The sequence below is a fragment of the Chryseolinea serpens genome (assembly GCF_900129725.1).
GTDB classification, from domain to species: Bacteria; Bacteroidota; Bacteroidia; order Cytophagales; family Cyclobacteriaceae; genus Chryseolinea; species Chryseolinea serpens.
On sequence record NZ_FQWQ01000001.1, the window covers coordinates 1,457,434 to 1,471,800 of the forward strand.

The window sequence follows — 14,367 nt, forward strand, 5'->3', positions numbered from 1 at the left end:
CGGCCATCTGCGAGATCTGCGGGAAACTGACTTCAACAAGTAACCAACACGAATAGCCCAATGAAAAAGATTTTTCTAATCACCGTCACCATCATCAGCATAACCCAGGCGCTCTTTGCGCAAACCACCGACACCGATAAGCGCATGGAGTGGTGGCGTGAGGCACGCTTTGGAATGTTCATTCACTGGGGCGTTTATGCCGTGCCGGCCGGTACGTATAACGGTCAGAAGATAGGCCGCATTGGCGAGTGGATCATGAACCGCGGGAAAATTCCCGTAGCCGATTACCAGGCGTTTGCAAAACAATTCAACCCTGTAAAATACGATGCCGAGGCGTGGGTGAAGATGGCGAAGGATGCCGGCATGAAGTACATCGTCATCACCGCCAAGCACCACGATGGTTTTGCTTTATTCGATTCGAAGGCCAGCGAATGGGATATGGTGGACGCCACTCCTTATGGAAAGGACCTCATCAAGCCGTTGGCGGAAGCCTGCCGTAAATACGGGATCAAATTAGGCCTTTACTATTCTCACGCACAAGACTGGAACAACCCAGGGGGTGCAGCGGCGCGAAAAGTAGCAAAAGAGGGATGGGACAATCCGGATAGCGCGCGGATCGACGCCTACACGCTTGCCAACAGCGGCCATTGGGATCCGGCGCAGACAACAAAAACAATGTCGGAATATATTGACGAAGTAGCCGTGCCACAGGTAAAAGAACTGCTGACCAACTATGGCGACGTAGCCGTTCTCTGGTGGGATACACCAACCGGCATGACAGATGAGTATGCCGAAAAATTCCAGAAAGTATTGGCGTTGCAACCCAACATCATTACGAACGACCGGCTCAAGCGCCCGAATTTTCCCGGCGATTATAAAACTCCGGAGCAACGCATCCCCGACCTGAAAGAGCTGGATGGAAAAGATTGGGAAACCTGTATGACCATGAACGAAACATGGGGCTATAAAAGCTATGCGGATAAATGGAAGAGTCCTGAAACAATGATCCGTAATCTTATAGACATCGCTTCAAAGGGCGGAAACTATTTACTGAACGTAGGACCGAAAGCGGATGGAGAATTTCCAATCCAAAGTATCGAAAGCCTGAAGGCAATAGGAGCGTGGATGAAAATAAACGGCGAATCCATTTATGCAACGAAGGCAAGTCCGCTGGCGCCACTGCCGTGGGGACGTTGCACCCGCAAGGAGAAAAACGGGAACACAACGCTTTATCTGTCCGTCTTTGAATGGCCAAAAGATGGCAACCTGGTGGTGCCTGGGTTGAAGAACAAGATCACGTCTGCAAAACTTCTGGCGGATGGTAAAGCCGTAAAAACAAAAACAGACGAAATGGGTTTGGTGATAACACTACCTGAAAAAGCTTCTGATCCGGTTGCCACGGTTATCAAACTTGAGCTGAAAGGAATGACGAATGGCGTAATCGCCGGTAAAAAGGAAAAGATGAAAGCAGGGGAGCTTGATTGAAATGAAACTGCCTCCTGATTTTTCAATGCGTTTTTTGATAGCAACATTTCTTGCCACAGCTTTTTATACGTCCGGGGTGCCAGACGTCCACAACATCGGTCCCGGCAAAGGGCCAATGGGTCGTCACCAACCCTCAAGGCAAGCTCATATACAAGACATTAGCGGGCGGAGATAGGATAGCAGACTTCTCCCATGCAGGTTACAAGGGAGGTGGTGTCAGCATTCCTTCCGCCTCTGCAAAAATTACGCTGAGTCCGTCTGGTGGAGATGATACGAATGCCATTCAGCACGCGACTTTGGGCAGTGTTTGAAAATTAATGACCTGCTATGCTTCGTGTTCGATAAATCATTTAACTTAGCCAACCGCTTAAAAAATTTGCCACCAGACGTATCACCGTCTACATTTTCTTATAAGAAATAGAGCTTCAATTAGTTGATATGAAAGACAAGAGTCACAATGATGTAGAGCTAAAGTATATTGATCAAAAAAATGAGGGTCTTGAAGCTTGGATTCGGAAAGATAAGAGCGATTGGATAAGGTTGGATTTTATGCTGGAATATTATTTATCTAGGAATGTTAATTTGTCTAAACAGTACAAGGGTCAACTTAGGGACGAAACAATAGCCAGGCAATTTTATAATTTGTTATACACTAAATTTTCTGATGACACATCCGGAGGAAGAAATTTTGATTTTCAAAAATATCTCTCCTGGCAAAGAAGTAATTACGCTGAGATTAGTAATGCGTTGAAACTAATGAATACTTAAAAATGAGCGGAGCCAGACGTAGCGCCTGGCTTTTTTGATGCGCCCGTTGATCAAATACAACCAGGTACATTTGTTTCGGGTCCGCTTTTTTAAAGAAAAAATATGAATGACGAGATTTTAAAAGACTACGGTTGGTGCCAAGTAATCAAGCGTGGAGATAAATATATTATTCGCTATGACAAAGGAGGTGTGGCTATAAAAATGATTGAGAGTGAGGTAAGTAAAAAGGATGCAAATAGGGCACTCGCCAATCAATTAGAAGCAGAGAAAGTTATAATTGAGATCCAAAAAAGAGCATCATCATTGGAATAATTGGAAGCTACTTGACGCTGCTCCCTCCTCGACACCTTCTTCCCTCCCTTCTTCCCTGCCAATTTCTATTCCCTTTTTCAGTCCTTTTTGCATACCCAACTCCTCGGCGATTTTTCTCAGTTTCTCGATCTGTTTGTACCGTGACACATATTTTCCACTCTTGGCAATTTCGTCAAGCAGACCCGGTGTCTGCGAAACTCATGAAGGGTGGTTGGAGTGATTATGAGGTGGTCGAGTACGGGGTGTTGAGAATAAGCCCAACCTGGAAGAGGCGATCTGTTATGTCTTTATCTGCTTCGCTGGGCTTGACGTCTCCGCTAGGATGATTGTGAACGAGCATGATCTTTACGGCACGCTTTTGCAGGGCCAGGCTGTATACCTCCATGGGTTCAACCAATGCGTTGTTTACCGTACCCATTGTTATAACTCGATGAATAAAAGGCGATGGTTACTAGCCAGGCCAATTACCCAGAAGTGTTCACGATCCCGATCGATCTCGTCTTCACGAGCGAGCACCTCGCGCATGATAGCGAACACGTGGTCAGAATTCAAAATACGGACTTTGGCGTGAGTTCGATTGTCATGGAGACAGGTAGCAAGTCGGTGAGAAAATTAGCCGTTTGCAATCGGATAATTTCGACTATAGATTATGATGCGTCCTTCGCCACACCCGCGTGTAGGGGACGGAAATCTTTTTTGTCTTGGGTTAGTTTTATTTCTTGCGATTCCTGCGCTCTCAGCGTTCGAGCATGCCTAAAACGGGCCAGTCCGCCCGGCCAGGGATGGTAGTGGAAAGCCCACAGCGAAGGGTTGGCAAGTGCGGAGGGGCGAGGACTTGGAACGGACAGCCCGACCCGAGGCCTCCGAGGGGGCCGCCCACTCCCATTCGTATTTTCACGACACTGCGTCCAGTGGCTTGCGCGGATGTTCTATAGCGCGCGATTTTTTAAGCTCCGAAGGGGTGAGCCCGGTTAGCTTTTTGAATTGAGCACTGAGGTGGGCCACGCTGCTGTAGCCCAGCTTGTCGGCGATTTCACTGAGGGTGAGCTCATCGTAGAAAAGCAATTCCTTGACGCGCTCAATTTTCTGGCGGATGATATATTGTTCCAACGTGATGCCCTCCATGGACGAGAAGAGGTTGCTGAGGTAGTTGTATTCATAATGCGCTTCATCGGCCAGCACCTTGGACCAGTTGAACTTGCGGCTCACACGATCGGTGTGGTGTATCTTTTGGATGATGGTGTTCTTGACGTGCTCGATGATGCGGGCCTTGCGGTCGTCGATGCGCTCGAAACCGTTTTTGATGAGGGCGGCATCGAGTTGTTTTTGTTGGTCTTCCGAGAGACTGGTCTCTTTCAGCTCCACCTCACCTAGTGCGATCTTTTCGGGATGCAGGCCCAGGCTCTTCAATTCCTGCTCCACCACCGTGATGCAGCGATTGCAAACCATATTTTTGACGTGTATTGTCATGTGTGTAAAGATAGAGAAGCCGGATGAACCGTTCCTCATCCTAAACCAATAGCCTGCCCGAAATAGTTCTCGCATTGCAAGTCCTTTTGGCAATCGCTATTTTAGTCAACCAAAAAAAGCCATGCCCCGCATACAGGCCTTCGAATTTGAGGACTTTCCCTGGTTTCCCGCGTTTATTCGCAACTACATGACCGACTTCCTTCAATTCCTGGCCAATGCGTCGGATTTCTTCAAGCCAGTGGTGCCAGTCATTGAAAAAGCCCTGGCGCAAAGCAAGGCCAACACGATTGTCGACCTGGCCTCGGGAGGTGGCGGGGGCCTGGTGCGGCTGAGTAAACACCTGGTGGCCGCCCAACCCAACCTGAAGATCATCCTCACCGATTTCTATCCCAACCTGGATGCCTTCCGCCACACCGCGCAAAAACTGTCTTGCTTTCGCTATGTCGGGTATCCCGTCGATGCACGGGATGTGCCGCGGGATCTTACAGGTTTGCGCACCCAGTTCCTGTCCTTCCATCATTTCGCGCCCAACCAAGCCCGGCAGATCCTCCAAAATGCCGTCGACAACGGCAGCGCTATCGGCATCTTTGAGGCCCAGGAACGAAGCTTGCCCAGCCTGTTGGCGATGTTCTTTTCGCCGATCACGGTTTTGATCACCACGCCGTTTATCCGACCGTTTCGTGTGGGCAGGATCATTTTTACTTACCTCGTGCCGCTCGTTCCCCTGTTCATTTGGTGGGATGGTATCGTCTCGGCACTCCGCACCTATTCGGTGGACGAGATGCAGGCCCTGGTCGATGAAGTGCGCGGAAAAGACACGTATGCCTGGGAGATCAAACGGGTAAAATCCGGGCCTGGGGTGGTGTTGTATCTGGTGGGTTGGAAAAAATAGCGGAACCCCTGGAGAATATGTATTTTTGAACCATGACCATACTGACCTACATCGTCTGGGACATGAACCCGGACATCACGACGATTCCCTTTCTCGGCATTCCCCTGCGCTGGTATGGCGTGCTGTTCGCGCTGGGATTTATGTTAGGTCAACTTATCGTGTCTTTTATCTATCGCAAAGAAGGCAAGCCCTCCGGCGACGTGGATTCGCTGACGATCTACGTCATCGTAGCCACGCTGTTAGGCGCCCGGTTGGGACACGTGTTGTTTTATGATCCCGTTTTCTATTTTGAAAACCCATCGAAGATCTTCGCTACCTGGGAAGGTGGGCTGGCCAGTCACGGCGGGGGTATCGGCGTGCTCATCGGGCTCTACCTGTTTGCCCGCAAAACAAAGGTGCCCTATTTATGGATCCTGGATCGCGTCGCCATTGCGACGTGTCTCCTGGGGTGTCTCATCCGCCTGGGCAACCTGACCAACTCCGAAATGGTAGGCATTCCATCAACATTACCCTGGGCCTTTATCTTCACAGCGGTAGACAACGTGCCACGCCACCCGGCCCAACTCTATGAAGCCATTTATTGCTTCCTGCTTTTTGTATTTCTATTCTGGACCTGGTATAAACGCCGTGAGCAATTAAAGAACGGTTTTCTTTTTGGCTGGTTCCTCGTCATTCTTTTCAGTCTTCGCTTTGTGGACGAGTTCTTCAAGATCAACCAGGTGGAATTTGAAGAGGGAATGATCCTCAACATGGGCCAGTGGTTAAGCGTCCCCTTCGTGCTGGCCGGCATCGCCATCCTGATCGCCATCCGCACAAAAAAGGAAAAGGCACCCACGTTGCACCGCGATGCCGCATGACCCCATAGATCGACAAACAAATTATGTCCGCTGAACACCCCTTTGCCCATCCCCTCACGGTCACGCCCGCCGACATCGACGAGATGGGCCACGTGAACAACGTAGTATACGTACGCTGGGTCCAGGAAGTGGCCGCCGCCCACTGGCATGCGCTCGCATCCGCGGAACTGAAAGCCAAATACGCGTGGGTCGTGTTACGCCACGAAATAGACTACAAAAATCCCGCCTTCCTGAATGACGAAGTGACCGGCTACACCTGGGTCGGCGAATATCACGGCGCCCGCTTCGACCGCTTCGTCACCATCAAAGCCCGCGGCAAAACCCTGGCCGAAGCCAAAACCACCTGGTGCCTACTGGACGCCAAAGCGATGCGGCCCACACGGGTGTCTGATGAGATCACGGGGTTACTCTAACCCGTCGACCCGCCTTTGTTGGGGTTCTTCACCAACAAATTTCCTTCCCCACATAAATTGTGGGCGTCATTAATATTCCTCATCAACAAAATTTCTCCCCACATTAAAATCTACGCCTTTGTTGGTGTTCTTCACCAACAAATTTCCTTACCCCACATAAATTGTGGGCGTCATTAATATCCCTCATCGACAAAATTTCTCCCCACATTAAAATCATCCCCACACCCTTTTGTTGGTGTCCCACTAACAAAATCCTTTCCCTCACACAACCGATAAAACATCACCAACAATTCCCACAATTCCCATCCTCATCCCCACCAAATCCCACCCATCACCCCACTATTTTTTTCCAGCCCCCCACATCGTAACTTCACCCAAACCCTTCCCCGCCATGAAAACATTCCTCTCCTTATTACTTTGGGTGCCCACCCTCCTCACCCAAGCCCAACAGCTCGTCGACTCCCACCAACGCGAGATCGTCATCCGCCACGTAAACGTCGTGCCGATGGACAAAGAACAAATCCTTGTCGATCAAACCGTCGTCATCAAGAACGGCACCATCACAGCGCTTGGCCCAAAGGCGAAATACGGCAAAGACGCGCTCGTGATCGAAGCCAAAGGCAAATACCTCATCCCAGGCCTGGCCGAAATGCACGCCCACGTGCCACCCATCGACGACCTGGAACCGATGAAGGAAGTGCTCTTCCTGTTTGCCGCCAACGGCATCACTACCATCCGCGGCATGCTGGGCCATCCCAAACACCTCGTGCTGCGCGACATGATCAACAGCGGCGAAGTGCTGGGCCCACATTTTTATACAACCGGTCCGTCTTTCAACGGCCTCAGTGTTAAGACGCCCGAAGCAGCCGAAGCTATGGTACGAAGTCAGAAGAAGGAAGGCTATGATTTTCTGAAACTTCACCCGGGTCTTAACAGGGAAACTTTCCCGGCGATCGTGTCCACAGCAAAAGAAGTGGGTATTCCTTTTGTGGGCCACGTATCCTATGGCATAGGCATCTGGCGCGCCATTGATGCCGACTACTCCACGATCGATCACCTCGATGGTTTTGTAGAAGGCCTTGTCCCCGGCATCGACACGATTCCCGAAACACACGCCGGATTGTTTGCCTTGTACCTCGCTAACCGTGCCGACACCACCCAAATCCCGCGGCTTACAAAAGGGCTAAAAGATCATCACATCTGGGTAGTGCCCACGCAGTCGCTCGCCGAGCGTTGGTTTGCACCGGGGTTTACGGTGGAGAAATTCAAGGGCGATCCCGAAAACAAATATTTAAAACAAGAAACGATCAACAGCTGGGTCGAAGCCAAGAACAATCTGCTCAACAACCCGCGCTATAGTGCAGCGGGTGTGGAGCAGCTCATCTCACTACGGCGTCGCATCATTCGCGACTGTCACCTTGCCGGTGTGGGATTGTTGCTGGGCAGTGACGCGCCACAGGTTTTTAATGTTCCCGGATTCTCCGCGCACAACGAGCTTCGTTATATTGTCGACAGCGGTCTTTCGCCGTATGATGCGTTGAAGACGGGCACCGTGAATGTGGCGACCTACCTAAACCTACCCAACGCGGGCGTGATCAAACCAGGCGCCATCGCCGACCTGGTGTTGATCAGCGGCAATCCCCTGAAAGACATTTCGCAAACCCGCAACGTAGAAGGCGTTATGCTGAACGGGCGATGGCTGTCGAAAGAATACATCGATGCCGGATTGAAAAAGCTCGTAAAATAATGCAGTACAATCCACTCGGCACCTCCGATCTCAACGTGAGCGAAGTAAGCTTTGGCTGCATGTCGCTGGGGAGCGATGATGCCGCCAATGCGCAGCTCCTTCATCGCGCGCACGACGAAGGGATCAACTACTTCGACACCGCGGATATTTATAACAAAGGTCAGAACGAGATCACCGTGGGCAAAGCGCTGGCCGGCCGCCGCGACAAAGTGATCATCGCCACCAAGGCAGGAAACGTGTGGAGAGCCGATGGCAGCGGGCTGGACTGGAATCCCTCGAAGGACCATATTCTAAGATCTGCAACGCAAAGCCTGAAGCGCCTGCGCACCGACTACATAGACCTCTATCAACTTCACGGCGGCACCATCAACGACCCGATCGATGAAACGATCGAAGCCTTCGAGATGCTCGTCTCCCAAGGAAAGATCCGCTATTACGGAATCTCCTCCATCCGCCCGAATGTGATCCGCGAATACGTAGAACGCTCCAACATCGTGAGCGTGATGATGCAGTATAGTTTGCTGGACCGCCGCCCCGAAGAGGAGTGCCTAAAGTTGCTGAATAATCATTCCATCAGCGTGTTGGTGCGCGGAAGCCTGGCCAGCGGACTGCTGATCGACAAACCCGCTAAATCCTATCTCAATTATTCAGAACAGGACGTGACAAAGTTGGTGCAGGTCATGAAAAACGTGAGCCAATCGAAACGTTCTCTCACCGAAATTGCTCTAAACTTCGCACTGGCCCCGGATGCCGTTGCCTCCGCCGTGGTCGGGATGCGAACCGAAAAGCAGTTGATGAATGTCTTGGAAGCCGCCTCAACCCTTCCCCTTTCGGTGCGCGAATTGGATGCGTTTAATGTACTCCCAGCGAATACCTATCAAGACCACTGCTAAATCAGACCACCAGCCATCTCCTTTGTCTTCATCCATAAAGAATGGAGTCACCCCTTTGTTGGTGTCCCACCAACAAAGATTCGCTTCCACCAAACATTCTCAAGAATCATACTCCTTGTCGCAACAAAATTTACCCATCGCCCTTGTTGGTGTTCTTCACCAACAAGATTTGATGGCGCGTGTCTCCAAATGATTCACCCTTATGAAATCTGTGGCGGCATTGATGGCCATTAGCTCCCGTCGCTTCGGGAATGTTGAGTAGAAGCGAATTTTGTTGGTGAAGAACACCAACAAAGGCGATGGGGCCGTTGAACAGTGGATTCATTCGTTTCCGTCATCAACCCCCAGCATTTTTGACCAGCGGTCTGTTTTCGTCACAGCTTCCCCGTATCTTTCTATTCATTATCCTAAACCACCATGAAAAAGATCGCTTCTATCGTCTTTGTCGTAACGCTCTGTGCGACAATGCAGACAAACGCTCAAAGCTTTAATGCGCGCCCGGGTGGGACGCAAAAACCGGTGTTGCATGGCAGCCATTGGATGGCCATTACCGGCAAACCCCTCGCGGCTACGGCCGGTGCCATGACCTTTCAAAAAGGCGGCAATGCCGTAGACGCCGCCTGTTCCATGCTGGCCGCCACCTGCACCATGTGGGATGTGCTGAGCTGGGGTGGAGAAACGCAAGCCCTCATCTATAATCCCAAGACCGGCAAAGTGATCGGCATCAATGCGCTGGGCGTCGCCCCCACGGGCGCCACCCCCGAATTCTTTAAAGGCAAGGGCATGAACTTCCCTCCCGAATACGGCCCCCTCGCCGCCGTGACCCCCGGCACTCCCGGTGGACTCTGCACGATGCTCGCCGAATACGGCACCATGAGCCTGAAGGATGTCCTCGCTCCCGCCATGACCCTGGCCGAAGGCTATCCCATCGAAGCCCAGACCGCCAACAGCATGGAGCGCGGCAAAGACCGCATCAAAGAGTGGCCCTATTCCAAAGCCGTCTTCCTTCCCCACCTGGGCCAGGAACGCGAAGCCCCCGCCGCCGGCGAGATCTTCCGCCAGGCCGACTTGCTGGAAACGCTCAAGAAGATGGTGGACGCCGAACAACAAGCCTTGAAAAAAGGCAAGACCCGGAAGGAAGCTATCTATGCTGCCTACGACCGCTTCTATAAGGGCGACATCGCCAAAGAATTCGTGCGCGGTGCACAAGAACAAGGCGGCCTCATCACTACGAGTGACCTGGCCAACTGGAAAGTGAAAACCGAAGAGCCCCTGAAAGTAAACTACAAAGGCATCGACGTCTACAAACTCTCGCAGTGGACCCAAGGTCCTGCCCTGCTGCAGTCGCTGAACATCCTCGAAAACTTCGATCTGAAAGCGATGGGCTTCAACTCCACGCGTTACATCCACACGCTCTATCAAACCATGAACCTGGCTTTTGCCGACCGCGACTTTTATTACGGCGATCCTGCGGTTGCCCCCGAAGAGCCCATCCAAGGCCTGCTCTCGAAAGCCTACGCCAAGGAACGCGCCAAGACCATTCGCTGGGACAGGAACGACGCCAAGGCCGGCCCCGGCGATCCCTACCCTTTCGAAGGCAAGATCAACCCCTACCAGGACTACCTGAAGCAATGGGGACAAGCCAGCCTGAACAAACCCGTGTCGCCGTTGGACGATCGCTATCTCGAACAATTTTTATTGGGCACCACGTCTGTGGAAGCAGCCGACAAAGAAGGCTGGGTAGTGTCGATCACGCCTAGCGGCGGATGGTTGCCGGCGTGTATTGCAGGCAAGACCGGCGTGGGCATGAGCCAACGCATGCAAAGCTTCGTGACCGATCCAAAACTGAATCCCTTCAACGTAGTAGCTCCGGGCAAACAACCGCGCGTAACACTCACGCCGACGATGGCTTTGAAAGACGGCAAACCTTATTTGTCATTTGCTGTGCAGGGCGGCGACTCTCAGGATCAGAATCTTTTGCAGTTCTTCCTCAACGTTGTCGAGTTTGGGATGAATGTGCAAGAGGCTGCTGAAGCGCCGAACATTAACACCTATCAAATGTATCTGTCGCTTGGCGGTGAAGATCGCAAGCCAAAGCCAGGAGCGATCTTGCTGCAATCGGCTACGCCTGAATTTACGCGGAAGGAATTATTTGAGATGGGATATAAACTTTCTTTTGATGACCGTACGTCGGGGCCCATCAATGCGATCTATATCGACTGGACGCATGGAAGCTTTTGGGGTGGGTCTAGTAATCACGGGGAGGACTACGGCATCGGCTGGTAACAATAGAGAATCTTAACTTTCAAACTCCGGAAGAAAAAGCAAACCAAGGCTTATCACTTCCGGAGTTTTTTTTGCACAAAAAAAGCGCAGAGACAAAAGAAGCTTTCATCTCTGCGCATGATTTTTTTATCCTGTGACTAAAGACTAGGTAGCCCAGGTCTTTCCATTTCCAGCTTCTTTCAAAGGAATACAACCTTTATAAGCGCCAGGCACAGCTTCGTACTGTAGCACTTGCGTAGCACCGGGTTGGGAAGTAAAGAATCCCAACAACGTCAGCTCTTTCGTGAAAAGAATGAACGAACGCTTCGGCGCAGGCTTACCCGGTTCAGGTTTCTTGCGATTTCTCTCTTCTTCTACCGCAGCATCGTGCACCTTCTTCACAAAGGCAGCCTGTTGCTCCGGCTTCAACTCGATGAACGGATCACCGTATTCTTTTTCGGCAGCCTCCTCGAATTCCTTCAGCCCTTTGTTGTAATGGTCTTGCGTCTCCTGATCGTACGCGTCTTTCAACATCAGGTCGATGAAGGCGGGCACACCCGTATCTTTCGCACCGGGAGTGTCGGTCTTGGGAATAATGATCTCTGCCACCGTGGCAACCAGGGAGCCTTGAGGTTCGGTGAGGAACACCGGCTTCCAGTCGATGGTGGGTTTGGCGGCGCAGCCATTCAATACAGCCATGATGGTGGGGGCCGATACTACCCCGCCCATGATCCAGGCTGTGCGCTTTAATGCTTCTCTACGATCCATAGTATTGTCAGATTACAGATTCGATTTAAATATTTTGCTTCTTCAATTCATTTACGGCATGATCTACAGCGCGCGCCGTGAAAGCCATGTAGCCCAGCGAAGGGTTGTGGCAAGCCGATGAGGCCATGAACGAGCCGTCGGTGACGAACACGTTCTTGCAGGCGTGCACCTGGTTGAACTTATTCAGCACAGACGTCTTTGGATCTTTACCCATGCGGGCCGTTCCCATCTCGTGGATGCCAAGGCCGATACCGATCTCGCGATCATAGGGCGTCACGTTCTTGAAGCCTGCGGCAGTGAGCATTTCCACAGCGTCATTGGCCATGTCTTTGCGCATCTTCAATTCATTCTCGCGCAGGATGGCGTCGAACGTGAGCGTAGGCAGGCCGTGTTTGTCTTTCACTTCTTTGTTGATGACCACGTGGTTGGCGTGGTTGGGCAAGATCTCGCCGAAGCCACCCATGCCCACGGTCCATTTGCCGGGTGTGGTCACGGCCTCTTTCAGCGCTGCTCCCAGCGACAATTCCTTTATCTGGTCGGCCCAACCCTGACGGCTGGCGCTGCCCTGGTAGCCAAAGCCACGGATATAGTCACGCTTCTCGCCGTCATAGTTCCGGTAGCGAGGGATGTAGAAGCCATTGGCGCGACGTCCGAAGTAATATTGGTCTTCGTAGCCTTCCACTTCTGCACGGGCACCTACGCTCAAATGGTGGTCCATAATGTTGTGGCCGAGTTCGCCGCTGTCGTTACCGAAACCATTGGGGAAGCGGTTAGAGATCGAGTTCAGCATGATGAAAGCTGATCCGAAAGTCGACGCGCAAAGGAAGATCACTTTAGCAAAGTATTCTACCTGTTCGCCGGTCTCAGCATCGAGCACTTTTACGCCGGTGGCTTTGCCTTGCTTCTCGTCGTAGATCAGTTCATGTACAACAGAATTAGGGCGTAGTGTCATAAGACCGGTCTTCTCTGCCGCGGGCAGCGTAGAGGAGTTGCTGCTAAAATATCCACCATACGGACATCCACGCGAGCAAAGGTTTCTATACTGACACGTGCCGCGCTGCGGGCTATGCGGCAGCGGCGCCGTTGCATGGGCCACGCGGCCGATGGTGACGAGCCGGCCGAATTTATCTTTTACCGATTTCTTGAGGTCACGCTCCACGCAGTTCAGCTCCATAGGAGGCAGGAACTTGCCGTCGGGCAACTGGGGTATGTTTTCCACCTGACCACTCACGCCGATGAAGGACTCGACGTAGTCATACCAGGGTTCGATTTCTTTATAACGCAGGGGCCAGTCCACTGCGATGCCATCTTTGGCGTTGGCTTCGAAGTCGAGGTCGCTGAGGCGATAGCTTTGGCGGCCCCACATGATGGAACGTCCGCCTACGTGGTAGCCCCGCATCCAGTCGAAGCGGTTCACTTCGGTGTAGGGGTTTTCGAGGTCGTTTACAAACCAGTGTTTTGTACTTTGGGAGATGGTGTAGCCGGTGCGGGCTTGTTTGGCCTGCTGCTTCAGATCCTCCTGGGTAGGTTTGCCGGCGTAGGGCAATTGCCAGGGGTCTTTGGTGGCCGTGGGATAGTCGGGGTGTTTCACCATCCGACCCCGTTCCAACACCAGGGTTTTCAATCCTTTTTCGGTGAGCTCCTTTGCGGCCCACCCGCCACTGATACCCGTGCCCACCACGATGGCATCGAAAGTATTCTGCTTCTCAGCGTCGATATTCAGGTTCATACTCCATAGAAAGTTTGCCTAAAAATAGACTATTCAATCGATTTAGGAAGAAAATTATATGAGTGGTTAGAGAATATTGTGCGGGGGTTAGAAAGACTAGCGGAGCCTATCTAAAACGAAAAAATCATCAATAAAATACTGACACTCAATCAGATGACATCGCAAAGCCGCAAAAGGTCCGTCTGTGCGAATTCTCTGAAAGGAACAAAACGGTTTACTTGGAGATCGTCGCAATTGTTAAAATTGAGGAATGCCTCGGTCGGGCTTGATATGGCGCGAGATTATAAGGTCGAAAGAATCCCTTGTATCACCTTTTTATCAATCGTGATCTCTTTAACTTCTTTGTTGGTTTCACCAGAGGCATAGACGAATACCTGCAGGGTAATTGAAGAACTACCAATAGCCTGCATAAACATTTCCTTTATAATTATCTTTTTGCTCTTGTCAATACTTGTTAATGTTTGATCCCCAAGCACTCCGCTATCCACATAGATTGCCCAGTTTTCTATGAAGCGTCTAGACACACCATCGATCGACAAGCTAACGGTATCACGTCTGATAAGCATTCTACGTACGCTGACCTTTCCCTCAATCCGGTCAGATGGCTTTGCCTTAAAATCAACTCTCACGGCTTTTCCTACCAAAGACTCTTTAACCGAATCGATTGGCAGATACTTGATGTTCCAGGCACCCTGCGCTAAGGCATTCAAGGCGAAAAAATTCGAGATGACGACCAACAATACTGTTTTATAGTTGATCTTCATGAGT

14 protein-coding genes are annotated in these 14,367 nt (G+C 51.3%); 9 read left to right on the forward strand and 5 right to left on the reverse strand.

Features of this window, described 5'->3' with window-relative positions; translation table 11 throughout:
* Window positions 1-60: 60 nt before the first annotated feature.
* From BUB30_RS05665 to BUB30_RS05675, 3 genes are all read left to right on the forward strand, one after another.
* Complete coding sequence (locus tag BUB30_RS05665) at window positions 61-1,485, forward strand: alpha-L-fucosidase (RefSeq protein ID WP_073131835.1); 1,425 nt, start codon at window positions 61-63, stop codon at window positions 1,483-1,485.
* A 438-nt stretch (window positions 1,486-1,923) separates the two neighbouring features.
* Window positions 1,924-2,253 carry a hypothetical protein gene (locus BUB30_RS05670; RefSeq protein ID WP_073131837.1) on the forward strand — a complete coding sequence of 110 codons (330 nt, stop codon included), beginning with the start codon at window positions 1,924-1,926 and terminating at the stop codon, window positions 2,251-2,253.
* Between the two features lie 102 nt (window positions 2,254-2,355).
* Window positions 2,356-2,565: a hypothetical protein gene (locus tag BUB30_RS05675; protein WP_073131839.1), complete on the forward strand. Its 210-nt coding sequence runs from the start codon at window positions 2,356-2,358 to the stop codon at window positions 2,563-2,565.
* 220 nt (window positions 2,566-2,785) lie between these two features.
* Here BUB30_RS05675 and BUB30_RS05680 read toward each other — a convergent pair whose 3' ends face one another.
* Both BUB30_RS05680 and BUB30_RS05685 read right to left on the reverse strand, forming a co-directional pair.
* Window positions 2,786-2,983, reverse strand: a complete 198-nt coding sequence (locus BUB30_RS05680; RefSeq protein ID WP_073131841.1) for a JAB domain-containing protein — start codon at window positions 2,981-2,983, stop codon at window positions 2,786-2,788.
* A 476-nt stretch (window positions 2,984-3,459) separates the two neighbouring features.
* Entirely contained in the window at window positions 3,460-4,035 is a 576-nt protein-coding gene (locus BUB30_RS05685) for a helix-turn-helix domain-containing protein (protein WP_073131842.1), read from the reverse strand.
* 121 nt (window positions 4,036-4,156) lie between these two features.
* Here BUB30_RS05685 and BUB30_RS05690 point away from each other — a divergent pair, with 121 nt between their 5' ends.
* The 6 genes from BUB30_RS05690 to BUB30_RS05720 all read left to right on the forward strand — a co-directional run bounded on the left by BUB30_RS05690 (window position 4,157) and on the right by BUB30_RS05720 (window position 11,123).
* Window positions 4,157-4,927: a hypothetical protein gene (locus BUB30_RS05690; RefSeq protein ID WP_073131844.1), complete on the forward strand. Its 771-nt coding sequence runs from the start codon at window positions 4,157-4,159 to the stop codon at window positions 4,925-4,927.
* 32 nt (window positions 4,928-4,959) lie between these two features.
* The gene (gene lgt / locus BUB30_RS05695; protein WP_073131845.1) at window positions 4,960-5,784 is read left to right on the forward strand and encodes a prolipoprotein diacylglyceryl transferase; all 825 of its coding nucleotides are present in this window, start codon (window positions 4,960-4,962) and stop codon (window positions 5,782-5,784) included.
* 23 nt (window positions 5,785-5,807) lie between these two features.
* On the forward strand, window positions 5,808-6,197 hold the full coding sequence (locus tag BUB30_RS05700) for an acyl-CoA thioesterase (protein ID WP_073131846.1): 390 nt from the start codon (window positions 5,808-5,810) through the stop codon (window positions 6,195-6,197).
* 391 nt (window positions 6,198-6,588) lie between these two features.
* Window positions 6,589-7,944: an amidohydrolase family protein gene (locus BUB30_RS05705; protein ID WP_073131848.1), complete on the forward strand. Its 1,356-nt coding sequence runs from the start codon at window positions 6,589-6,591 to the stop codon at window positions 7,942-7,944.
* A complete protein-coding gene (locus BUB30_RS05710) occupies window positions 7,944-8,837 on the forward strand; it encodes an aldo/keto reductase (RefSeq protein WP_073131849.1) in 894 nt (297 codons plus the stop codon). The genes BUB30_RS05705 and BUB30_RS05710 overlap by 1 nt, the downstream gene beginning before the upstream one ends.
* A 417-nt stretch (window positions 8,838-9,254) precedes the next feature.
* Complete coding sequence (locus BUB30_RS05720) at window positions 9,255-11,123, forward strand: gamma-glutamyltransferase family protein (protein ID WP_073131852.1); 1,869 nt, start codon at window positions 9,255-9,257, stop codon at window positions 11,121-11,123.
* A gap of 144 nt (window positions 11,124-11,267) precedes the next feature.
* Here the strand turns inward: BUB30_RS05720 and BUB30_RS05725 are convergent, their stop codons facing one another.
* From BUB30_RS05725 to BUB30_RS05735, 3 genes are all read right to left on the reverse strand, one after another.
* Window positions 11,268-11,870 carry a gluconate 2-dehydrogenase subunit 3 family protein gene (locus BUB30_RS05725; protein ID WP_073131854.1) on the reverse strand — a complete coding sequence of 201 codons (603 nt, stop codon included), beginning with the start codon at window positions 11,868-11,870 and terminating at the stop codon, window positions 11,268-11,270.
* Between the two features lie 25 nt (window positions 11,871-11,895).
* Window positions 11,896-13,599: a GMC oxidoreductase gene (locus BUB30_RS05730; RefSeq protein WP_073131856.1), complete on the reverse strand. Its 1,704-nt coding sequence runs from the start codon at window positions 13,597-13,599 to the stop codon at window positions 11,896-11,898.
* Between the two features lie 281 nt (window positions 13,600-13,880).
* On the reverse strand, window positions 13,881-14,363 hold the full coding sequence (locus BUB30_RS05735; RefSeq protein ID WP_073131858.1) for a hypothetical protein: 483 nt from the start codon (window positions 14,361-14,363) through the stop codon (window positions 13,881-13,883).
* Window positions 14,364-14,367 lie beyond the last annotated feature (4 nt).

What these genes read in the sequence shown, in the direction of transcription:
- BUB30_RS05665 (WP_073131835.1), top strand. Translation starts at nt 61, where the DNA reads ATGAAAAAGATTTTTCTAATCACCGTCACCATCATCAGCATAACCCAG.
- BUB30_RS05670 (WP_073131837.1), top strand. Translation starts at nt 1,924, where the DNA reads ATGAAAGACAAGAGTCACAATGATGTAGAGCTAAAGTATATTGATCAA.
- BUB30_RS05675 (WP_073131839.1), top strand. Translation starts at nt 2,356, where the DNA reads ATGAATGACGAGATTTTAAAAGACTACGGTTGGTGCCAAGTAATCAAG.
- BUB30_RS05680 (WP_073131841.1), bottom strand. Translation starts at nt 2,983, where the DNA reads ATGGGTACGGTAAACAACGCATTGGTTGAACCCATGGAGGTATACAGC.
- BUB30_RS05685 (WP_073131842.1), bottom strand. Translation starts at nt 4,035, where the DNA reads ATGACAATACACGTCAAAAATATGGTTTGCAATCGCTGCATCACGGTG.
- BUB30_RS05690 (WP_073131844.1), top strand. Translation starts at nt 4,157, where the DNA reads ATGCCCCGCATACAGGCCTTCGAATTTGAGGACTTTCCCTGGTTTCCC.
- lgt (WP_073131845.1), top strand. Translation starts at nt 4,960, where the DNA reads ATGACCATACTGACCTACATCGTCTGGGACATGAACCCGGACATCACG.
- BUB30_RS05700 (WP_073131846.1), top strand. Translation starts at nt 5,808, where the DNA reads ATGTCCGCTGAACACCCCTTTGCCCATCCCCTCACGGTCACGCCCGCC.
- BUB30_RS05705 (WP_073131848.1), top strand. Translation starts at nt 6,589, where the DNA reads ATGAAAACATTCCTCTCCTTATTACTTTGGGTGCCCACCCTCCTCACC.
- BUB30_RS05710 (WP_073131849.1), top strand. Translation starts at nt 7,944, where the DNA reads ATGCAGTACAATCCACTCGGCACCTCCGATCTCAACGTGAGCGAAGTA.
- BUB30_RS05720 (WP_073131852.1), top strand. Translation starts at nt 9,255, where the DNA reads ATGAAAAAGATCGCTTCTATCGTCTTTGTCGTAACGCTCTGTGCGACA.
- BUB30_RS05725 (WP_073131854.1), bottom strand. Translation starts at nt 11,870, where the DNA reads ATGGATCGTAGAGAAGCATTAAAGCGCACAGCCTGGATCATGGGCGGG.
- BUB30_RS05730 (WP_073131856.1), bottom strand. Translation starts at nt 13,599, where the DNA reads ATGAACCTGAATATCGACGCTGAGAAGCAGAATACTTTCGATGCCATC.
- BUB30_RS05735 (WP_073131858.1), bottom strand. Translation starts at nt 14,363, where the DNA reads ATGAAGATCAACTATAAAACAGTATTGTTGGTCGTCATCTCGAATTTT.